The organism is Pseudidiomarina sediminum DSM 21906, from assembly GCF_000423165.1.
Lineage (GTDB): Bacteria > Pseudomonadota > Gammaproteobacteria > Enterobacterales > Alteromonadaceae > Pseudidiomarina > Pseudidiomarina sediminum.
In genome coordinates, this window is sequence record NZ_KE383983.1 from 829,911 (window position 1) to 851,984 (window position 22,074).

18 protein-coding genes are annotated in these 22,074 nt (G+C 52.2%); 11 read left to right on the top strand and 7 right to left on the bottom strand.

Annotation, left to right across the window (positions count from 1 at the left end; genetic code table 11):
* Positions 1–204: 204 nt before the first annotated feature.
* A complete protein-coding gene (gene miaE, locus G535_RS0109160) occupies positions 205–981 on the top strand; it encodes a tRNA isopentenyl-2-thiomethyl-A-37 hydroxylase MiaE (protein WP_420834821.1) in 777 nt (258 codons plus the stop codon).
* Here miaE and lpxH read toward each other — a convergent pair.
* Together lpxH and G535_RS0109170 are read right to left on the bottom strand one after the other, a co-directional pair.
* Positions 938–1,693 (bottom strand): UDP-2,3-diacylglucosamine diphosphatase, encoded by a 756-nt coding sequence (gene lpxH / locus G535_RS0109165; RefSeq protein WP_026861791.1) that lies wholly within the window; start codon positions 1,691–1,693, stop codon positions 938–940. The two genes, miaE and lpxH, sit on opposite strands and share 44 nt — an antisense overlap.
* 14 nt (positions 1,694–1,707) lie before the next feature.
* Entirely contained in the window at positions 1,708–2,208 is a 501-nt protein-coding gene (locus tag G535_RS0109170) for a peptidylprolyl isomerase (protein WP_026861792.1), read from the bottom strand.
* 136 nt (positions 2,209–2,344) lie between these two features.
* Here G535_RS0109170 and cysS point away from each other — a divergent pair, with 136 nt between their 5' ends.
* Together cysS and G535_RS0109180 are read left to right on the top strand one after the other, a co-directional pair.
* Complete coding sequence (gene cysS / locus G535_RS0109175) at positions 2,345–3,724, top strand: cysteine--tRNA ligase (RefSeq protein ID WP_026861793.1); 1,380 nt, start codon at positions 2,345–2,347, stop codon at positions 3,722–3,724.
* 28 nt (positions 3,725–3,752) lie between these two features.
* A complete protein-coding gene (locus tag G535_RS0109180) occupies positions 3,753–5,282 on the top strand; it encodes a M17 family metallopeptidase (RefSeq protein WP_026861794.1) in 1,530 nt (509 codons plus the stop codon).
* Positions 5,283–5,312: 30 nt separating this feature from the next.
* On the opposite strand, the gene G535_RS0109185 is transcribed toward G535_RS0109180, so the two are convergent.
* Positions 5,313–5,711, bottom strand: a complete 399-nt coding sequence (locus G535_RS0109185; RefSeq protein WP_026861795.1) for an acyl-CoA thioesterase — start codon at positions 5,709–5,711, stop codon at positions 5,313–5,315.
* A gap of 41 nt (positions 5,712–5,752) precedes the next feature.
* Positions 5,753–7,999: a S9 family peptidase gene (locus G535_RS0109190; protein WP_026861796.1), complete on the bottom strand. Its 2,247-nt coding sequence runs from the start codon at positions 7,997–7,999 to the stop codon at positions 5,753–5,755.
* Between the two features lie 180 nt (positions 8,000–8,179).
* On the opposite strand from G535_RS0109190, the gene G535_RS0109195 reads away from it, so the two are divergent.
* Entirely contained in the window at positions 8,180–9,820 is a 1,641-nt protein-coding gene (locus G535_RS0109195) for a M28 family metallopeptidase (RefSeq protein WP_026861797.1), read from the top strand.
* Between the two features lie 54 nt (positions 9,821–9,874).
* On the opposite strand, the gene G535_RS0109200 is transcribed toward G535_RS0109195, so the two are convergent.
* Complete coding sequence (locus G535_RS0109200; protein WP_026861798.1) at positions 9,875–12,223, bottom strand: zinc-dependent metalloprotease; 2,349 nt, start codon at positions 12,221–12,223, stop codon at positions 9,875–9,877.
* A gap of 36 nt (positions 12,224–12,259) precedes the next feature.
* On the opposite strand from G535_RS0109200, the gene G535_RS13370 reads away from it, so the two are divergent.
* Positions 12,260–12,703 carry an HIT family protein gene (locus tag G535_RS13370; protein ID WP_034727973.1) on the top strand — a complete coding sequence of 148 codons (444 nt, stop codon included), beginning with the start codon at positions 12,260–12,262 and terminating at the stop codon, positions 12,701–12,703.
* On the opposite strand, the gene fldB is transcribed toward G535_RS13370, so the two are convergent.
* Positions 12,700–13,224, bottom strand: coding sequence for a flavodoxin FldB (gene fldB, locus G535_RS0109210; protein ID WP_026861799.1), 525 nt, complete (start codon positions 13,222–13,224; stop codon positions 12,700–12,702). The genes G535_RS13370 and fldB overlap by 4 nt on opposite strands.
* A gap of 125 nt (positions 13,225–13,349) precedes the next feature.
* On the opposite strand from fldB, the gene G535_RS0109215 reads away from it, so the two are divergent.
* On the top strand, positions 13,350–13,643 hold the full coding sequence (locus tag G535_RS0109215; RefSeq protein WP_026861800.1) for a YfcL family protein: 294 nt from the start codon (positions 13,350–13,352) through the stop codon (positions 13,641–13,643).
* 17 nt (positions 13,644–13,660) lie between these two features.
* Here G535_RS0109215 and mnmC read toward each other — a convergent pair whose 3' ends face one another.
* Positions 13,661–15,499, bottom strand: a complete 1,839-nt coding sequence (gene mnmC / locus G535_RS0109220; RefSeq protein WP_026861801.1) for a bifunctional tRNA (5-methylaminomethyl-2-thiouridine)(34)-methyltransferase MnmC2/FAD-dependent 5-carboxymethylaminomethyl-2-thiouridine(34) oxidoreductase MnmC1 — start codon at positions 15,497–15,499, stop codon at positions 13,661–13,663.
* A 133-nt stretch (positions 15,500–15,632) separates the two neighbouring features.
* On the opposite strand from mnmC, the gene fabB reads away from it, so the two are divergent.
* From fabB to truA, 5 genes are all read left to right on the top strand, one after another.
* The gene (fabB, locus tag G535_RS0109225) at positions 15,633–16,850 is read left to right on the top strand and encodes a beta-ketoacyl-ACP synthase I (RefSeq protein ID WP_026861802.1); all 1,218 of its coding nucleotides are present in this window, start codon (positions 15,633–15,635) and stop codon (positions 16,848–16,850) included.
* A 103-nt stretch (positions 16,851–16,953) separates the two neighbouring features.
* Positions 16,954–18,135: a 4-phosphoerythronate dehydrogenase gene (locus tag G535_RS13375; protein WP_051207114.1), complete on the top strand. Its 1,182-nt coding sequence runs from the start codon at positions 16,954–16,956 to the stop codon at positions 18,133–18,135.
* Entirely contained in the window at positions 18,135–19,151 is a 1,017-nt protein-coding gene (locus tag G535_RS0109235; RefSeq protein WP_026861803.1) for an aspartate-semialdehyde dehydrogenase, read from the top strand. The genes G535_RS13375 and G535_RS0109235 overlap by 1 nt, the downstream gene beginning before the upstream one ends.
* Before the next feature lie 58 nt (positions 19,152–19,209).
* Positions 19,210–21,228: a FimV/HubP family polar landmark protein gene (locus G535_RS0109240; protein ID WP_026861804.1), complete on the top strand. Its 2,019-nt coding sequence runs from the start codon at positions 19,210–19,212 to the stop codon at positions 21,226–21,228.
* Complete coding sequence (gene truA / locus G535_RS0109245) at positions 21,225–22,025, top strand: tRNA pseudouridine(38-40) synthase TruA (RefSeq protein WP_026861805.1); 801 nt, start codon at positions 21,225–21,227, stop codon at positions 22,023–22,025. The genes G535_RS0109240 and truA overlap by 4 nt, the downstream gene beginning before the upstream one ends.
* Positions 22,026–22,074: the final 49 nt, after the last annotated feature.

Consider the following 22,074-nt stretch of genomic DNA (forward strand, 5'->3'; position numbering starts at 1 on the left):
AACCTCTACTTCTCGTTGTTTTATAGAATATTATTATTGTTGTTAACTAACGCTGATTTTTTAATCGACGCACCTTCAATATTGGTCGGATTTTCATCAGTGTCAAGGCTTTTTCGGTAACAATGGCAGGAATTTGCGCGTACAATAGCCGTTCGTTTCATCACTTCGGTTAAGGTCCTTGAACGGTTCGGTTTTCTCATGAACATGCAAGCAATCAATAAACTCCTCATGCCCATTCGTGGCTTCCTCCATTGCGAAACGCCAGATGCTTGGATTGCGGTAGCCAAGCAGCCGCAACACCTCCCAACCTTATTGCGTGATCATATGGTCTGCGAGTTAAAAGCTGCTCAAAGTGCGATGCTGTTAATTCGCCGTTATGCGGTGGATGATGCCAGTGGTGAAGCTCTATTAAAGTGGCTTGCCCCCTATGAAGATTACACCTATCGGCTGCAAGGTGATTGGCGCGAGTTAGCTAACTGCAACGGTTTGCGTAAAGCCATGGTGCCGCGTTCGGGGAAACCTTACAGCCAAGAGCTGATCGATAAAATGGTATTGCTGATCAAAGAAGAGCTGCATCATTTTTATCAGGTGTTGGAAGTGGCCGATGCTCATGGCATTGCCTACGATAAAGTCACCTCAAGCCGCTACGCGAAAGAGTTGTTTCGTCATGTTCGTACCCATGAGCCTGCGACCTTAATCGATAAATTAATTTGTGGTGCTTATATTGAAGCGCGCTCGTGTGAACGTTTCGCTAAGCTGGCGCCGCACTTACCTGCCGATATCGGTGAGTTTTATATTTCGTTGCTGCGCTCAGAAGCGCGTCATTATCAAGATTATTTAACCTTGGCGGAAGCCATTGCCGGTGCGTCTATCGCGGAACGCATTGCATTTTTTGGGGCGCGTGAAGCAGAACTTATCGCAACGGCTGACGATGACTTTAAGTTTCACAGTGGGGTGCCGACGGCAACGGCTGCTGCATAAGATCAACGCCGGCGGCCGTCACTTTTAACATACTGCCTTGCGTGTACCAATCGCCCAGAACAATGCGCGTCGCTTGACTGCCATCACTTAAATAATGCTGATGCTCAGCAGGGCGGTGGGTATGGCCGTGGATCATCTGGCGTACTTGATACTGCTCGAAGTAATTGACCACCGTGTGGTCGTTGGCGTCCATGATCGCTAACTCTGCTTCGCTCAATGGTTGTTGTGTTTTACTGGTCTGGCGCAGTTTGTTTGCGATCCGCATGCGGGTGCGTAGCGGTAGGCTCAGGAGCAGTTTCATGACCCAAGGTTTGCGAATACGGCGGCGAAATTTTTGGTAACTATGGTCATCAGTACAGAGTAAGTCACCGTGTAAAATAAGCGTCTCACTACCGTAGAGATTGATCACCGTCGGATCATCCAGCAAGGTCATTCCGGTGCGCTCGGCAAAGGTTTTGCCAATGAGAAAGTCACGATTACCAGCGACAAAATAGGTGGGCACACCGCTATCGGTGTAGCGGCGCAGTTCGGCTTGAACTTGCGCCGCAAAGGCACTGGTATCGTCATCACCAATCCAGGCATCAAACAAGTCACCGAGAATATACAACGCATCAGCGTTGCGGGCCTGCTCGCGCAAAAAGTCAAAAAACAAGTGCGCTATGTCAGGCCGCGCTGGACTGAGATGAAGATCAGAGATAAACCAAGTTGCCATAGGTTGGGGAGCGCTTATTCGCCGTCAACCGTTGCTTTTTCGATGATCACGTCATCTTTTGGTACGTCTTGGTGGAAACCTGCGTGCGTGGTGTACACCTGTGCGATTTCATCAACAATTTCGATGCCTTCGATCACTTTACCGAAGACACAGTAGCCCCAGCCGCCCATGCTTTCGTTTTTGAAGTTCAAGAAGTCGTTGTCGGCCACGTTAATAAAGAACTGGCTGGTTGCAGAATGCGGGTCTTGCGTACGCGCCATGGCGATCGTGCCTTTGTCATTTTTCAGACCATTGTTGGCTTCGTTTTCAATCGCTGCATGTGGGGTTTTTTGCACCATTTCAAGGTTAAAACCACCACCTTGGATCATGAAACCTTTAATCACACGGTGGAACAAGGTGTTCTCGTAGAAACCTTCGCGCACGTAGCGGACAAAGTTTTCAACAGTTTTTGGTGCTTCTTCTGCGAATAGCTCAAGTTTGATTGCGCCGTGATTGGTATGCAACGTTACCTGCATGGGACGAACTCCATTGATGATTAAACAAAAAGTGATTCATTAAAATGTTGCGACAGTTTAGCACTGTTTGTGAGAAGGCTACAGCATGCGGTATCATATTCGGCTCATGAAACTAGAGTTTGGAGTCGTAAATCGCATGTTAAGCATTTTTGATACTTTGCGCCGCCGCAAGGATGAATTTAAACCGATCACCCCAGGTGAGGTGAAACTGTATGTTTGTGGCGTGACGATTTACGACTACTGTCATATCGGCCATGCCCGTACCTATGTTGCCTTTGATGTGGTGGTGCGCTATCTGCGCGCAAAAGGTTATAAGGTGACCTACGTACGTAACATTACCGACGTGGATGACAAGATTATCCGTCGCGCTAACGAGAATAACGAAGCTATTGATGCAGTGACCGCGCGTTTCACGCAAGCCATGCACGATGATTTTGATGCGTTGAACCTGCTGCGGCCTGACGTTGAACCGACCGTGACCGGCCATATGGGTGACATTATTACCATGATTGAAACCCTTGTTGCACGAGGCCACGCCTACGTTGCTGGTGACGGTGATGTGCTTTTTGATGTCAGCACCTTTAAAGATTATGGTCAATTGAGTCGCCAAAACCTTGAGCAACTGCAAGCTGGAGCCCGTGTTGATGTGGCACAAAATAAAGCAGACCCGCTCGATTTTGTGTTGTGGAAACGTGCCAAAGCCGGTGAACCAAGCTGGCCATCGCCTTGGGGCGAGGGACGTCCGGGTTGGCATATTGAGTGCTCGGCAATGAACAAGCGTCACTTAGGTGAGCACTTCGACATTCACGGTGGTGGCTCAGATTTGATTTTCCCACACCATGAAAATGAAGTGGCACAAAGCTGCTGTGCGAACGACCATCAGTATGTCAATTACTGGATGCATAGCGGGATGGTGCAAGTCGATGCGGTGAAGATGTCGAAGTCACTTGGTAATTTCTTCACCATTCGTGATGTCCTCGCCGAGTATGACGCTGAAAGCGTGCGTTATTTCTTGGTCTCGAGCCATTACCGTTCACAGCTAAACTATTCAAAAGACAATCTTGATCAAGCGCGTGCCGGTCTTGAACGTCTCTATACGGCCCTGCGCGATGTGCCTGTGGCAGCGTTTGATGCGGAAGTAGCAGCACCTTATGTGAAGCGCTTTGAAGCTGCTATGGACGATGACTTTAACGTGCCTGAAGCCTTGCCTGTATTGTTCGACTTAGTGCGTGATATTCATCGGGCGGAAAGTCCCGAGAGCGCTGCGCTGCATGGCGCTACCTTGCGCCATCTAGGCGATGTGTTAGGCTTGCTGCAACAAGACCCGCAGGCCTTTTTACAAGGCGGTGTTGCAGCAGGTGATGATGTGGCGGTCATTGAGGCCTTGATCGAGAAACGTAATACAGCCCGTGCCAATAAAGATTGGGCGAGCGCAGACGCCGCCCGTGATGAGCTCACGGCAATGGGTATTGAGTTAGAAGATGGCGCCCAAGGAACACGCTGGCGCCGCATCTAAGCAAACGACAACGAGGAGTATGATGGCTATGGCCTTTCCAACAGTTGAAGTAGTAGAGCATTACAATGCTGCACAGGGTGACTATGATGCAGTGATTTTGGTCGGCGATTTTGCGCAGTCCCTACCGGAAGAATTCGCCGATTATGTGGCCAGCGCACAGAGCTATGATCAGCGCGTCGGACAACAACCGTTGTTGCTTGCCGCCGATGTTTTGGGCGGTCGTCTGATCACTGCACCGACAGGTCCATTGAGCCGTGACTATGATGACGTGCGAGCCTTTGCTGACGCTGCTGGCGCTGGCGCACGTATTGCAGCCGAAGCGGGCGTGAAGCAACCGCTATTGGTGGTGTTTGGCGTGCCTGACGATGCGCGTTATGGGCAAGCCGAAGCCGTTGCGTATTGGGGGCTTTGTCAGGCCTTGTATCAGCCGCTAGAAGCACGTGAAGCACTCGGCGAAGAGACGGTGGAAACCATCACTCAAGTCGGTGTGGTGGGCACCTTAGATGCGCAATGGTTAATGGCCGTGGAAGCGGGTAAACGCGTTGCCCGTGACCTCTGTGGTACCGAACCTGAGCGGATGGCGCCACCACGCTTTGCGGAATATTGTCAGCAGGCCTTTGCGCATACCGCTGTTAAAGTAACGGTGATTGATGATATTCAACAATTGCAGCACGAATATCCGTTGCTGATGGCGGTAGGGCGCGCTTCGCTGAGTGTAGAACGTCATTGGCCGTGTGTGGTGCGTCTTGAGTATCAAGCACCAGCAGCAGAGCAAACCTTAATGTTTGCCGGTAAAGGCATTGTGTTTGATACCGGTGGTGCGGATCTCAAAACTGGCGGTCACATGGCCGGTATGAGCCGTGACAAAGGTGGTGCGGCTGGCGTTGCTGGCTTTATGAAAACTGTGGCTGAAATGCGTCCAGAAACAGTGAGTGTCGTTGCTGAATTAGGTGTCGTGCGTAACAGTATTGGTGCTGAAGCTTTTGTTTCTGACGAAATTATTCAAGCGCACAGTGGTGTGCGGGTGCGTATCGGCAATACCGATGCTGAAGGACGCTTGGTGTTAGCTGACTTATTGTCGCATTTGCGTGTGCAGGCGGGTAATTACCCGCGTCCACAGTTGTACAGTGTCGCGACCCTCACTGGACATGCTGCAATTGCCAAAGGTCCTTATACCGCTTTGGTGCCAAATGGACCGGCGCGAGCGCAAGGGATTCATGATCTGTTGTGGGAAGCGGGTGAAGTGTACGGAGATCCGAGTGAAGTCAGTTGGTCACGCCGTGAAGATTTTCGTTTCGTGGCACCACGCACGAAAGCCGATGACGTGCTGTCGAGCAACAATGGTCCTTCGGTGAGCACTGCGCGTGGCCATCAGTTCCCAATGGCGTTCTTAACTATTGCTGCGGGACTCGATAATTACGGTAATGACAGTGATCATCCGTTGCCGTATGTGCACGTTGATATCGCTGGTAGCGGCGTTGAAGGCGGTGACTGGCAGCACGGTAAACCAAGTGCTGCACCGGTAACAAGCTTCGCCGGTGCATACTTGCATAAGTAAAGCGTACACGAAAGTTAAAAAAACGCCGGATTATTCCGGCGTTTCTAATTTCAAATCTTCGAGTTCAGCTTGGGTTTTGCCGTGTGGCTCTGGTGTGCGTGTGGCTGGGTCAATGTGAACAAAGACAATATCATCGGCGACACAGATATTTTGCTTGGTTTGCTTGTTGCGTACCACACAGGTGACCGTCAATGAAGTACGGCCGACTTTCTTAACGCCCAGACCAAATTCAACCACATCGCCTTGATACGCTGAGGTTTCAAAGCTGATAGCGCCAATGTGTTTGGTGACCAAGCTTTTTGCATCTAACTGGCAAGCCGCGTAGATATAAGCCTCTTCATCGATCCATTCGAGAATACGTCCACCAAAAAGTGAACCGGCAAAGTTAAGATCGTTGGGCATGACCAAACGGCGTGATAAAAAGCGCATCAGCGTTACTCCTCGCGTTGTGTTGATGCGCTTAGTATATCTTATTGTAAGTGGCGGGCAAAAAAGTCTGCGATAAGGTTATAGCGATGAATCGAGGTTTCACGTCCACGCAAAGCATGTTGTTTGCCAGGGTAAGCCATCAGCTCGAACGGGATCATCGCTTGTTGCAGGGCATAACTTAGTTTCGCCGTATGGGTGTAGAGGACGTTGTCATCAGCCATGCCATGATAAATCAACAGAGGCTGCTGCAGTTGCTCAGCATAGGTAAGTACATCGGCCGCTTGATAGCCCAACGGATTCTCTTGTGGCGTGCCCATATAGCGTTCTGTGTAATGGGTGTCATAGAGCCGCCAATCGGTGACTGGCGCACCTGCGACTGCGGCATGAAAGTGCTCAGGATGACGCATCACTAAGTGTAACGCCATGTAGCCTCCATAGCTGTGACCAAATACCCCAATGCGCGCATCGTCAACAAAAGGCTGGGTGCGCAAGAAGTTGACGCCAGCCACTTGGTCGGCAACTTCAGCCTGGGCCAAGTTCCGATGAATGGCCTGTTCGAATTGCTTGCCGCGATTGCCGCTGCCACGGTTATCGAGCTGAAACACGACATAGCCTTGTTGGGCTAAATATTGCGAGAAGTAATCTCCCCAGCTGTTGGTGACGCGCTGTGCCCGAGGGCCGCCATAGACCATAACGATGACTGGGTACTGTTGGTTATCTGCCATCAAAGGTGGCGTGGTCAGTTTGTAGTACAGGGTTTGATCATCCGCCGCGGTTAAGGTGCCAAAGGTTGGGTACGACCAATTCGCAAGATAAGGCGCTAACGGATGGCTGGCGTTGATGCTGTTTTCGTGTAACCAAGCAATCCGCTCGCCGGTCGGGCCATGCAGGCTTACTTGCGGCGGCTGCGTGCTGCTAGAAAAGTCATCAATATAACTGCGATAGTTGGGGGCGAACTGAATGCTATGCATGCCTTCGCGTTGGCTCACTTGCGTGGGTTGACTTGGGGTGGTGGTGGTCATACTCAAACGGTACAGGTGGCGCTCAAGTGGCGATGCTTTACGGGCAGTGAAATAAACAAACCCCGTGGTGTCATCGACCGCGGCAATACGGTCGACCATCCAGTCACCGCTGGTCAGTTGGCGAATCAAACTACCGTCGGTGCGATACAGGTACAAATGCTTGTAGCCGCTGCGTTCTGAGGCCCAAATAAAATGGCGAGCATCTTCAAGAAAGACAAGATCATCGTGCAAGTTCACCCAAGTGCTACTGGTTTCTTGGACCACTTCTGTAACCTCGTCACCTTCGCGTGATTGCAAGTAAAGCGTAAGGCTGCGCTGATCACGCGGCTGCCATTGATAACTGACGCGAGAGCTGTCAGGAAGCCATTTGACCCGCGCGAGATAGCCTTCAGCATGACGTTTGGGCAAATTAAGCCAAGTGGTCGTGCCACTACTGCGTTGCCATAACCCTAAATCGACGAGCGCATTGGCGGTACCTGTGTATGGGTAGCGTTGTGAAACCACCTCAGTGCGATCGGCATAGACGTCGGTACGCGTTTGAATCGCGACCGGGGAGGTATCCACCCGAGTATAGGCGATGGTCGCCTCATCAGGGCTCCACCAATAGCCCGTCATCCGCTTCATTTCCTCTTGGGCCACGAACTCTGCGACCCCAAAGTGTTCCGTTGCCGACGCTTCGGCGCTGACTTGGGTAATGCTGTTGTCGCTAAGGTTGAAAACGAACAGAGTGTTTTGGTGAATATAGCTGACGAAGTTTCCTTGCGGTGAAAAACGCGCATCGGTCACGCTCGTGGCATTTAGGTTTAACTTGCGCGTCTGTTGGTCAGCGACGTTAACTAAAAAAAGCTCTCCTGCCAACGGAATCAGCAATTGTTGACCATCATTCGACCATTGGTAGTCAACAATGCCCGCGGCACGGATACGCAAACGCTCACGGCGGGCGCGCTCTGCAGCGGACATCTCGCTAGGGTCAGCGACTAAGTCACTAGCTGCAAGCCACAGGCGATGCTCTTGTTGACGAACGTCGTAGACCCATAAATCATAAATGTTCGGATGCGCGGTGCTGCCTTTAAGGTAGGTCAGTAAGTGACCATCCGGCGAGAAGCGTGGCTGACGTGGCGCCGATGTGGTTAAGTCAGGCGCAGAAAAGATACGTTCAATGGTCAATGGCGACGCGGCAAAGTCTTCTGCCTGCTGGGTCGCTTGGGCGTTGGCCGTTGCTGTTAAGCATGCGCCTATCATTAATAGTACGAGAAACGCTCGCATAGTTGCTTCCTTGAAATCAAAGCACTGAATTTAGTCCTAGTGTACCAAAGCCACCGGCAGGCTCTAAGAGGTTACGATAAGTCGCGTGCGGATTGCGCTAGAATTCGCTGAACTACTTCTGCTTTGGCCTGAGCTTGGGTAAACTGCTTCCTTTGCATTACAAAACAAATAGGAAGCAGAATGCGGATTCAAACACTCGTTGGTGCGTTAGCACTGTCCACCCTTATGGTCGCTTGCGGTGAGCAAACAGCTCCAGCGCAAGCTGCACAACCGGCGCTCACGGCAGATGCCAATACCTTGCAATCACATCTTGAATTTTTGGCGAGCGATGCTCTCGAAGGGCGTGATACTGGCAGCCGCGGTCATGAAATTGCGGCACAGTATATTGCCGCTAAGTTCAAAGCGCTGGGCTTAGAGCCCGCTGGCGACGACGGTACTTACTATCAGCGGGTTGGCTTTCGTCGTAGCACCTTAAAAGAAGGCAGTGCGGCCTTCGCTATTCACACTGGCGAGTCCACCGTTGAGCTCGCTTACGGTGACGCCTTTTTAACTGGGCCAAGCGCTTATGCTGCAACCAACGAAGTGACCGCTCCGGTGGTCTTCGTGGGCTACGGTTTGGTGTCGGATGAGTTTGGGCTCAACGATTACGCTAATGTGGATGTGGACGGTAAAATTGTGGTTATGGTGAGTGGCCGTCCTGAATCCTTGCCAAGTGAAGAGGGCGCGCATTTAAATAGCAGCAAAACACGTTTTGCAGCAGAACGCGGCGCGGTCGGCATTATCACCTTGCACACCCCTGCACGTGAAGAAGTTCGCCCGTTTAAAGTGAGTGCGATGTATCAACGGGCACCAAGTGTGACCTGGTTAAACCCCGAGGGCGAACCTAACGTCGCCTATAAAAACATTCAAGGTGCTGCCTACCTTGATTATCGCGCGGCTGAGCCGCTATTCAGCAACGCCGCGATTCGCATGGACGATGTGTTTGCACAGCTTGAAAAAGGTGATCAGCCTAAGCCATTTGAATTGAACGTTTCGGTCACCTTAAAGCGCGCTTCTGAGCACGAAGAGATTTCTAGCCCGAATGTCGCGGCAATTTTACCGGGTTCAGATCCTGAATTGAAAAATGAATATGTGTTGTATACCGCCCACTCAGATCACATTGGTATGACGCAAGATTTAAGCCAAGACGATCACATCAACAACGGTGCGATGGACAACGCCAGTGGCGTTAGTGTTATGCTTGAAACCGCGAGGATGTTTACTGAAGCGGCAGAGCGTCCGAAGCGTTCGATTTTGTTTTTGTCGATTACTGCAGAAGAGCGTGGCCTGTTGGGTGCAGATTACTTTGCACATTATCCGACCGTCCCCTTACAGAGCATTGTCGCTAACGTGAACCTAGATATGCCGGTGTTGCTCTATGACTTTGCTGACGTTATTGCCTTTGGTTCAACGCATTCAACCTTGGGTGAAACTGTTGCCGCAGCTGCGGGTAAATTTGATATTGCGCTAAGCGATGATCCTATGCCTGAACAAGCAATTTTTACCCGTTCGGATCACTATCCGTTTGTGAAAAAAGGTGTGCCAGCGGTGTTCTTGATGACGGGTTTCACCGCCAAGAATGAAGATGAGGATGGTGGTAAAATTTGGGGGGAGTTTTTCGCCGAGCATTATCACCGTCCAAGTGATGCGCCAACCTTGCCCATTAACTATGAGGCGGGTGTTGTATTTACCAACATCAACTTTGAGATTGGTCAAGCCATTGCCAATGACGCCGAGCGGCCACGTTGGTTACCAGACTCGTTCTTTGCCAACCTCGATTAAGCGTTATGCAAGTATAAAAAAACAGCGCCAAGGCGCTGTTTTTTTTTGGACGTGTTAAATCGGTGAGCCCGGAGGTAAAGCCGGAGCAGGCTGCAATGGCCATTCACCTTGTTGTTCTAAGACGTTCTTTAAGGCGGCGACAATAAATTGCTGATGGGCACTCTTGGCTTGCTGCTGCCAGGTCTGCTGTTGTTCCTGTAAAGATGCGTAGGCGGCAGCTTTCACGACACCACTTTGTGCCGACTGGTACAGCTTGACCACTGCTGTTAAGGCCTCAAAGGCCAAGCGTTGCTGGAGCGATGAAGCTTCCGCTGCGTATGCTGGTTGAATCGCGTGGGTGGTAACACTTTGGAACACTTCAGCCAGTGTCGGTACTGCGTTTTCTTGACGCTGTTGCTGCGCGAGGCGCTCGAGTCGTTGGGGTTGAAGTAACAAATCAAGGGTAAAGCGCGCGGCACTCGCCGCCATGGTGTCGGGATCTGCCGTCAAACTGGTAAAACCTTGGAAGTTTTCGCGGCTGGCGCGATGCCCATAGGCGTGCGGCAGTAACAAAGCTTCGACCGAACGCGGCAGGGTTAATTGCGCTGCGGTGAGGGTTTGGCTCAAAAGCTTTAGCGCACGGCGTTGTTGACTGGCGTTGACCACCCGTTGTTGTGGTTTGCTGTCCCCGTTGACCGCGTACTGATAGTGAACTCCTGCTAACATTTTTACGGCTGCTTCAACCTGATAGCGGTGCAATAGGTACACTGGTACGAGTAATGCCCGCAGTTCACTGACGGCATGTCCTGGTGCAAGGTTGGCCAGTCCAAAGTTTTGCAAGGCGCCTTGGCGGACGGCGAGGATGCGCTCAAGTTCAGTAACGGGGTCACTGCCATTGTCCCACAAGTGTGCATCTGGATGGGCGCCACCTGCAGGGCGGGCGTCGGCGTCAGAAATGAATTGCAGGCCTAGCTCGCGATTTTCGCGAAGAATTTGCGCCAGTGGTTCCTCACCGTAACCGTAACGCACGACTTGTTTGTCCCATAAACCAACGCCTTCAGTGTAGGCACCAGCTAACGACAAGCCGTCGCTGTCGGTGGCTAAACTAATCAGTGGGTGTGGGTAGTCCATGACTGAGGCGCGGTCATGGCTGCTCGCGGCGAAGTTATGCGCAATGCCTAGGGTGTGACCGATTTCATGGGCGGACAGCTGGCGAATCCGCGCCAGTGCCATGGCTTCGATAGCGTCGAGGAGTTGCTGCTGGGTAGCTTTGTCAGTGCTAGCGTATGGCGCGAGTAAGCTTTGCGCAATCAGCATATCTTGGCGTACCCGTAATGAGCCTAAGGTGACATGACCTTTTAGAATTTCACCGCTGCGTGGATCAATGACTGATGCGCCATAAGACCAACCGCGCGTAGCACGATGCACCCATTGAATGACATTGTAGCGAATGTCCATCGGATCAGCGTCAGCGGGGAGTTCACGCACCTCAAAGCCATTTGGGTGGCCAGCTGCGGCAAAAGCCTCTTGCCACCAACGGGCACCATCTAACAAGGCGCTTCGCACCGGTTCTGGTACGCCAGGATCAAGGTAATAGGTAATGGTTTCGCCTTGCTTGAGGCGGTGGCGCGGAATGTAGCGCACCTGCATTGGCGCACCTAAAGGTGCAGCATAATCAAGGTGTTCCTCAGCCCAATAGCCGCTCTGCGGGTGAAACGCGCGAGGGGTGTAGTTGTCATCCGGTAAGCGGATAAAGGAATGATGCAGATGCAAGGTAAGATGGTCGGCATCAGGCGCCACTTGGCGCACGTAGTTACCTTCGGCTTGTCCGGTAAACGTGATTTTGGCTTCAAGCTCGGTATTATCTGGGAAGGCTTTGCTGCGTGCTGGATAAATGACACTGCGGTCCGCTGCCAGTTGGTAGCGGCCTTGTTTGGTTTGCTGAAGACGTTGCACGACGCCATGGGTATCACTTAACAAGAATGGCGTGTAATCGAGCAAGACATGGTTGGCATCAGCGGCAACAATAGTAAAGCCAGCGATCACTGAGTCAGCGAAAGCTTCGTTGATGCTGGCTCGCTCTGCAGCATTATCGGAATTGGCGCGATAGTAGCTATTTTCATGTACTAACAGCGCTTTATCGCCTTCAAGATAAAAGTGCGCCAGGCGGGTAGCGCCGAGTTGACCTCGATCGAGACCTATATCGTTGGAGCCAAGACCCCAAGGTAAACTGGTTTGAAAAATAAACGCATCACTTTGACGCGGTACTTGTAAAAACACTTTACCTTGTTGGCGATCATGGTAGAAGTTAAAGAAGCCGTTGTGAGCTTCCATGGTCGCGGTATAATCAGCAACCGTTGGCATGGCCCAAACACTGCTTGTAAGTAAAAGCCAGCCAACCAGCGCCAGCATGATTTTTTTCATGACGGTATCCTTGAACAGCAACAAAACGAGTGATGCATGCGTTATAGCAAACCTACAGACGAAAGTAACCTGTTCAGCCTTGATCAGCGGTTAGCAAACGATACTTTGCGACTAGGTGCATTGTCGTTATGTGAAGTGTTGTTGTTTGATGATTGTCGGTATCCGTGGTTAGTACTGGTACCACGGGTCGCCAACTGCGTTGAATTTTTAGATTTAAGTGAGCCTCAGCAACAGATGCTGGCGCGCGATCTGCAGCAGGTGAGCCAACTGATGAAAGCCGAGTATCCCGACGCCAAGTTAAATGTTGGCGCGCTTGGCAACGTGGTGGCTCAGTTGCATGTTCATTTGGTGTTACGAACGCCAGATGACCCCGCTTGGCCTGGGCCTGTTTGGGGTCATTCACCGGCGCAACGCTACAGTGCTGAAGCAGCAGTGCAACAAAAGCGTGAGTGGCAGCAGCGGTTAGGCTTTATCTTTTAACTGAGCTCTTGCAGCTCTTGTTGTAGCTGCTCGACCCATTGTTGAATGCGCGCTTCGCTGAACTGGTATTGGCTGTCTTCATCGAGCGCTAAGCCGACAAAAAATTCACCGTCTGGCGTCAGTGCTTTTGAGGCGGCAAAGTCGTAGCCTTGATTCGGCCAAAAACCAATGCGCGTCGTGCCGCTGGCCGCCAGCTCGTCATGTAACATGCCTAGGGCATCTTGGAACCAGTCGGTATAGCCGACTTGATCACCCATGCCAAACAACGCAACGATTTTCCCTGCTAAATTGAGTTCACTGATTTCGTCCCAGTGGCTTTCCCAATCTTCTTGGATCTCACCGAAGTCCCAGGTGGAAAGGCCAAAGATAAGAATGTCGTAGTGCTCGGCCTGCGCCAAAGGTTCATCTTTAATATTGAAAAGCTCAACCTGTCCGGCCGGGAATTGGGCTTGGATTTTTTCTGCGGCAATTTCAGTAAAACAGGTGGTTGAACCGTAAAACAAACCGATTTTCTTCGTCATAGCGCCGACCTTTACCTCATTTGTTGGGGGCTAGCAAATACCGCATTAGTGTATCAGAAATAGCTTCGGGTGTGATATTCTCTGCGCCGTTTTCATTCTGATACCAAGCAAGAGGGAAGGTCGCTGTGGCTGAACAATTTGAGCAATTCGTAACGCATTTAGAGCAGGTCTTTGATCACGCTGTGGTCGAAGGTAGTGATGATGAACTGTTCGCCAGCGGCTATCTGCGCGGTCATTTTGATTTGGTGGTGGCGCAGCTGGAATTGCAACAGCGTCAAGATGCGACGTTAGTGTTGCCTGCCTTGAAAGCGGCGGTTGAGCAAACGAAGCAAGAGTTAACTCCGGCTGATCAACAGCACATTGCGGCGATGGTCGCGCGCTTAGAAGCGCGCGCGAGCACCTTTGTTGCTGACGCATAACGGCTGACGAAACGTCGTTAGTCGTCTGCTTGCAGCCGTTGCGGCTGCAAGCGTTGCCACAGGTTTGCTGAGAGTGGCAGCGGCGTCTGGGCAAGGGTTGCCACCAGCGCACTCGCTGCTAACGGTGCCGCGGTAAACCCACGTGAGCCTAGGCCACCAATCACCCACAGGTTGTTCGCCAGCGCGCCAACCATGGGCAAGTGATCGCGCGTGGTGTTGCGCAATGCCACCCGATCAGCACAAGCCGTTAAGTCTGTCGGCCAGGTTGCCGGAGCGAGATTGTCGATTAAATTTGCGAGGTTTTCTGCGGTGTCCGTAGCGCGTGCTTGTAAGTCTTCGTCATCCCGCGCATAGGTCGCTCCGACACAATGTTGGCCTTGGTCAACAGGGGTGAAATAGCCTTTGTAACAAACCACCAAAGGACAGGTTGCGGAGGTCTTGGAGGCGCTGACTTGCGTAACTTGACCTCGGACATTTTGCAGTGCGAGCGAAAACGGCTGCAATAATTGCTTGAGTCCAGCTCCACATGCCAAAACAACGCGTTCGCGGCGAATCGCTTGGCCATCTTCAGTGCGTAGTATCCACCCTTCGGGACAGGCTTCGATCGCTTCGAGCGGTGCGCAGCTGTGGTGCGCTACCCCGTGCAACAGTTGCTGAACCACGGCGCCCGGCCGCAGCCAGCCACCTTGTGGATAGTACAAACTCGGGTAAGGTGGCAGTGCGGGCCAAAGTTGCTGGGTTGCTGCTGCATCGAGTGCTTGCACCGTTGTCGCATCGTAGCCAGGGCCTCCGTCGACGACGGCAGCGCTAACTTTTTGATAGCGCTGCTGGCGTGCTTCATTGTAGGCCAATTGCACCACCCCACTGGGAAACCAGTGCGCAGGTGTGTGTTGTTGATAAAAGTGTGTGGCGTAGCCAAAAGCGACGCTGAAAAACTCCGCCAGCGGGCTACGTTGTGCATGCAGCAATGGGTAAACCGCGCCTTGTGGATTGCCTGAGGCCGCATCGGCAATGCCCGGCGTGAGCACCTCGACCTGATAGCCCGCGCGCTGAAGTTCAACCGCGGTACAGGCGGCAGCGATCCCCCCTCCAACCACAGTGATAGGCGTGGTGTGGTCGGGACCTTCGGGTGGGGTATTGCTGGGTAAGGTGCCGCGTAGCATTTCGCGTTTGCGGCCAAACCCTTTGGCTTTTGTCACGGCAAAGCCCGCTTGCTGGAGGCCTCTTCGGACCGCACCCGCAGCCGTAAAAGTGGCAAAAGTACAACCTGCGGCCGCGCTGCTGGCCATCGCGTCATACAAAGGCTGTTGCCACATCTCTGGATTTTTATCTGGCGCAAAGCCGTCGAGATACCAAGCGTTTACGCGCTCTTGGGCATGGGGCAGCCACAAAGGCAGTTGCGTAAGAATATCGCCTACCCAAATGTCGAGGGTAATGCGGCCCTGCGCCAAAACCCGCCGATGACAACCCGGTTCCGCGCTCGGATAGGCCGCAATGAGCTCATCGGCAAGTGTCTTTAACTGTGGAAAAGCAGCTAAAGCGCGACGTAGGTCATCGTGCTGCAGCGGGAATTTTTCGAACGAAATGAAATGTAAGCTTAGGTGCTCGGGAGCGTGCTCAAGGAACAGCTGCCAGGTGGCCAGCAAGTTAAGACCGGTACCGAAGCCGCTCTCAGCAATCACAAAGGTGGATTGGGGATGGGTTTGCCAGCGCTCAGGAAGATCATTATGCTGAAGAAAGACGTATTGGCTTTCAGCGAGACCGTTTTCGTTGGTAAAATAAATGTCATCGAATGCGGTCGCCACGGGCAACCCGAATTCATTAAATTGAATTTGAGCGTGCAAAGAGTCGGTCACACAACACCTGTTATTCTAAGCCTTGAAAATGCATACTAGTGTAACAATAAATGGGTAAGATTACGGAAAGCAGACCACTTTTTTATTTAGGTAAGCTACCATACAGCAGCGCTCAGCAAGACAGGAAACTAGAATGAGAAGAGCAGTGATAACCGGTATCGGCATCGTGTCGAGTATCGGCGTTAACAAAGAAGAAGTACTTGAATCACTAAAACAAGGTCGTTCAGGTATTGAATTTTCTCAAGAATTTGCCGACATGGGCTTGCGTTGCCAAGTCTGGGGGCCGGTTCGTGCGAACCCTGCGGATCATATCGACCGTAAAGCACTACGCTTTATGGGGAATTCTGCTGCATACGCTTACATGGCGATGGCACAAGCTGTTGCAGATGCCGGCTTGAGCGAAGAAGAAGTTTCTAACCCTCGCACCGGCTTGGTTGTAGGTTCAGGTGGTGCTTCAGGTGAACATCAAGTTGCAGCCGCTGATATTTTACGTGAGAAGGGTGTTAAACGTGTTGGGCCTTACATGGTACCGCGTTGCATGGCTTCAACGACCTCAGCGTGTTTGGCGACGCCATTTAAAATTAAAGGCGTGAACTACTCGATTAGTTCAGCTTGTGCAACCTCAGCGCACTGTATTGGTCATGCGTTAGAGCTGATCCAATTCGGTAAGCAAGACCGTGTGTTTGCAGGCGGTGGTGAAGAGTTGCATTGGACCCTAGGTATGGAATTTGACGCCATGGGTGCATTGAGTACCAAATACAATGAGACCCCAACCAAGGCGTCGCGGACGTACGATCAAGATCGTGATGGATTCGTGCCTGCTGGTGGTGGCGGTATCTTAGTGATTGAAGAGCTTGAAACTGCGCTCGCACGTGGCGCGACCATTTACGCTGAAATCGTCGGCTACGGTGCGACCTCTGACGGTTACGACATGGTTGCTCCTTCAGGTGAAGGCGCGGTACGTTGTATGCAGATGGCGATGGAAACAGTGGATACGCCAATCGATTACTTGAATACCCACGGTACCAGTACACCGGTGGGTGATACCCAAGAACTCGAAGCCATTCGTGCGGTATTCCCAGAGCAAACGCCAATGATCAGCGCTACTAAAGCGATGACTGGACATGCCCTAGGTGCAGCTGGTGTCCACGAAGCGATTTATTCGTTGTTGATGATGCAAAACAGCTTTGTTGCACCGTCGATTAACGTTGAAAATCTTGATGAGCGCGCAGAAGGTATGAACATTGTGCGTGAAGCGACCCCTGCTGAATTGACCACAGTAATGTCGAACAGCTTTGGTTTCGGTGGTACCAACGCAACCTTGGTGTTACGTAAGTATCAAGACGCTTAAATCGCGTTATCGCAACAAAATGCTTTTGCAAAGGTGCGCTACGGCGCACCTTTTTGTTGTATGCTAGGAAGCCTTGGTTGCTTCTGAACGTTGAGTGACACGCATGTTATTACTCGCCGATGCAAATTTGCCGGCCTTTTCTTCCCTGGTGGCGTCCCTTTCTGCACAACTGGATCGTCCACTTGAGTTGGCGCGTTTTGCCACGCGTCAGCCCGATCCTGCTCTACTGGCACGTGCCGATGCACTTTTTATTCGCTCTGTGACACCTATCGATAGCGCTTTGCTGCAACAAGCACCGCAGTTGCGTTGGGTCGGGACGGCGACCATAGGCACCGACCATGTTGATCAACAGGCACTCGCTGCAGCAGGAATTCAGTTTCATAGTACGCCAGGCGTCAACGCTAATGCCGTGGGTGATTATGTCGCTAGTGCGGTTGCCGCAGTGAGCCTCGAGCAAGGTTATTTACCGCCAGGTGAGGTGGCTATTGTTGGCGCTGGTAATACGGGCCGTGCCGCCGGGCAGCGTCTTACCGGACTGGGTTTAAACGTCCACTATTATGACCCGCCGTTGTTACGCGCTGGTACCAGTGACGTTGCCGTGCATGATGATTGGCAACGGGTGCTGGCTTCCGCAGTGATCAGTTGTCATGTGCCGCTGACCCACAGTGGCCCTGATGCGACCCATCATTTGTTCGATGCCGCTGCCCTTGCTCAGTTGCCGAGTAGCACACTGTTTATCAACGCCAGTCGAGGCGCTGTGGTGGCAGAGCAGGCATTACATGATAAGCTCAAGCAAACGCCGCATTGGCCGGTGGTTCTTGATGTTTGGGAGCACGAGCCGAGGCTCGATGAGAAGCTGCTAGCGAAGGTAAAGTTTGCGACGCCACATATTGCTGGGCATAGTTTTGCTGGTAAGCTAGGGGGCGGTTGGCAACTGCTGAAAAAGTGGTTGACGGATCAGGGCTTAGCTCTACAATTGCCAGCATTCGATGCCCTTTTACAAGGCTTTCCACAAGGCCAATCGCAACAGCTGAGTGCGGCGCAAGCGCCGAGCTGGCAACAGTTAGCGCAGTGGGTTTTAGCGATGTATGATATTCGCCGTGACGATGCGCTACTGCGCACCGCACCTTGCACAGCCGCGGCATTTGATCAGTTACGCCGGGAGTATGCCGTGCGACCTGAATTACGACAGCTATGCATTGATGCTGGCGCTTGGCAATACGACCAAGTCTGGCAGCAGCGCATGGCAGCACTTACATTTCAATTTGATACGCGAGGGGAATGATGTCTCGAGCCTTTAATGTTGCAGTATTGGGAGCCACTGGTTTAGTTGGCCAGCATATGATCGAGTTGCTTGCTGAGCGTGACTTTCCAGTTGCGCAGTTGTTTCCGTTAGCAAGTAGCCGTTCGGCAGGAACGACCATTCAGTTTAAAGGCGAAGAGATTGAAGTGCTTGACGCGGACACGTTCGATTGGACGCAAGTAGAGCTTGGCTTCTTTTCAGCAGGTGGCAGCATTTCACGCATGTTTGCACCGCGTGCCGCTGAAGCTGGCTGTGTGGTGATCGATAACACCTCAGAGTTTCGTTATGAAGAAGACATTCCTTTAGTGGTTCCTGAAGTGAATGCCCACGCACTCGCTGATTTTCGTAACCGCAACATCATTGCCAACCCGAACTGCTCGACCATCCAAATGTTGGTGGCGTTAAAACCGATTCATGACGCCGTAGGCATTGATCGTATTAACGTGGCAACCTATCAGTCAGTGTCGGGCGCGGGCAAAGAAGCGATGGACGCGTTGGCCCAGCAAACCGCCAAGCTGATGAATGGTCGTCCGCTTGAAGACGAGTTCTTTGCGCGGCAAATCGCGTTTAACTGTATTCCACAAATTGATGTGTTTATGGACAACGACTACACCAAAGAAGAGATGAAAATGGTGTGGGAAACGCAAAAGATTTTTGGCGACGCGAGCATTCGCGTGAACGCAACTGCGGTGCGCGTACCGGTCTTTTATGGTCATGCCGAAGCGATTCATATTGAAACACTCCAACCGCTGGCGGCAGAGCAGGCGAAAGAACTGTTGCGCCAAGCACCAGGGGTTGTCTTACTTGAGCACAACGAGGACTTCCCAACGCAAGTGAGTCATGCGACGGGACACGATGAGGTATTTGTTGGTCGCGTTCGTAATGATATTTCTCACCCACAAGGCTTGAATCTATGGGTGGTAGCGGACAACGTCCGCAAAGGCGCCGCGACCAACAGCATTCAAATTGCTGAACATCTGATCAACGACTACCTTTAACTAAATCGTTGATTTCACTTATTTCCAATGCATCGATAAAAATAAGGATAGAAAAGTGATGGCACGGGTTATTTGGGCAGCAGCACTGACACTGTTAATTGCCTCCACGAGTACGGTTGGAGCGCAACAAGGTGCACGCGCGTCGCGTTGGCAAGCCGACCAGTTTGGTCCTATTGTTCCGACCGATACTATGTGGAGTATCGCTTCGTACTACGGGCGTCAGCGTGGCATCAGTGTGAACGAAATGATGGATCAAATCGTTGCGAATAACCCGCGGGCCTTTCGCGATAATCGTCCTGACTTTATGCTGACAGGCTTTTATTTATCGATTCCAGGTGGCGAAGCTGTTGCTGCAACAGCGCAAACCGAGGCAGCCATAGAGCCGGCGCCGAGTGTTGCCGAAACATCGCCAACCGTGGCGGCGAACGACGAAGCAGTCCAAAGCGTTGTGGTGGAAAACGAAATCGCGATTTCGGTATCAGAACTGCAGGCGTTACGAACGCAGCTCTCTGAATCGATAGACTTGATTGAGAACTTGCAGGGTGAAAATGGTACCTTGCAAGCGCGTCTTGAAGCAGTAACACAAGAATTGGATGCGCTGAAGGCGCGAGCTGATGAAGAGATGCGAGCGTCGTCGGAAATGGCCTCGTTGGCTGAGTCCTTAGAGCAAGGAGAGCAGACGGAAGAAGCGTCGTTGACACAGCTGAGCCAGACTGCCGCGACAGAGCTACCTGCGCAAGAGCAGACCCAGCCTGAGGGGGCGACTGACAACAATAGCGCGACGAACGCACCGACCGTAACGGATGCGGCTGCCGCTGCAAGCACAGCGACGACAGATGCAACTTCTGCTGAGCCTGCCGCAAGCACAAGCGAAGCCGCAACTGACGCGCAAGCGGTACAGCAAGCCAAAACGAGCACTGCGAACAGCCAAACGCCTAAGCGCAACCCTTGGTTAGCTTGGTTAATGAAACCCTTACATTTAGCCATTGCTGCAGGCGTGGCAGTGTTACTTTTGCTGATGCTTGCTTACGCGTTATACGTACGTCGCGTGAATCGTGAATGGGACAATGAAGCGGTCGAAGTCGATGAGCGAGAACTCACCGAGGCTGCCAGCGAAGCTTCTTCTGAGCCTACGTCGCAGGTAGAGGAAGCAGCATCAGAAACGATGCAGGTTGATGATGACGTTGCTGATGCGGCAGCGCAAGCAAGTATTGCTGCGACACAGTCGGAGTGGCATGCACAGGAAGATGATGGCGAACCTTATGCCGAAGTTTCAGATGTTGACCTCGATGCCTACTTGCGTGAGCAGCAAGCGCGCGAACAGCATGACGAAGCTGCGGACGATGACGTAGCGGAGCAAGCGGCGAGTGAAGCTGCTGTTGCGACCACAGAGGCAGATGAACAGCATCACTACGATGACCTATCGCGTGAGGTTGATGCCTTGCTGGCGATAGAGCTGACGGATGAAACGCAGACTGATGAGACCGAGGTAGAAACGGATCTCAGCGCAGACGGCATGGCTGAAACTGCGGCAGAACCAGAATCAGAGTCTGAATCTGAGTCTGAGACAGAGACAGCGGCTGATGCGCCTGACGCTGAAAGTGCGCAAGACGATGGTTATTTGCTTGAGCCTGAAGCCATGGACTCCTTTGGTGGCTTGCGTCTAGATGATCCGGCCGATGACAGCGAAACGGCCAATGTGCCTGAAGGTGAGCCCGCGACTGCAGCGGCGACCGACGCTGATGAAGACGGTTATCTCTCCATCGAAAGTTTGATGGAAGAGGCGGACGAAGAAGCCAGCAAAGAGCATGATGACCTTTACAATAAAGGTAAGATTAGTGAAGCCTTAGGCGGTGACGAGAAGCTCACAGGTGATTTCGATTTAGACGGCGATGCGATCGAAGACAATGACGCGTCGTTGGCAAATCAGCTTGATCTCGCACAAGTCTACCTAGATATGGGCGAAACCGAAGAGGCGCGCACGTTACTGGACGCCATTGCACAATGTGGCGATGACGAAGCGGAACGTGAAGCGAATCGATTATTACAGCAATTAGATGAACAGGGCGGTCGATGAGTAGTACGCGCTTTGCGCTTGGTATTGAGTACGACGGTAGTGGTTATTACGGTTGGCAGCGCCAACGTGAAGTTACTGGCGTACAGGAGGTGCTTGAACGGGCGCTCAGTAAAGTCGCGAATCACCCGGTAGAAGTGGTATGTGCTGGGCGTACCGATGCTGGCGTGCATGCCACCGGACAGGTGGTGCACTTTGACAGTCAGGACCCGCGTAGTGCCGCCGCTTGGACCATGGGCGTCAATAGTAACCTTCCCGACACTGTAGCGGTGCGTTGGGTACAGCAGGTGCCCGCTGATTTCAGTGCGCGTTTTAGTGCGACAGGGCGGCGTTACCGTTATATCATTTGTAACAACCGCTTGCGGCCTGCGATTCTTGGGCGCGGGGTAAGTCACTACCACCAAACCCTTGATGTGGCTGCCATGCATGAAGCTGCGCAAGGGTTGTTGGGTGAACACGACTTTAGTTCCTTTCGTGCTGCGCAGTGCCAGTCGCATTCACCGAATCGCTGTGTGACGCATATCGACGTTCGTCGCCATGGTGAGTTTGTGGTGATTGATATTGCCGCCAATGCTTTTTTGCACCATATGGTGCGTAACATTGTTGGTACCTTGCTAACGGTAGGGCGCAAGGAGCAGCCGGTGGATTGGCCTGCGCAGTTGTTGGCGCTGCGTGATCGTACGAAAGCCGCAGCAACCGCGAAAGCTGAGGGGCTGTATTTGGTTCAGGTGGATTATCCGCAAAGCTTTGGCCTACCTAAGTTAAATCCAGGCCCCTTATGGCTTCCTGAGAACCACTAATTAGACCACTTTTTACTGCAAGCTAGCCCCAGATTATGCTTTAATACGG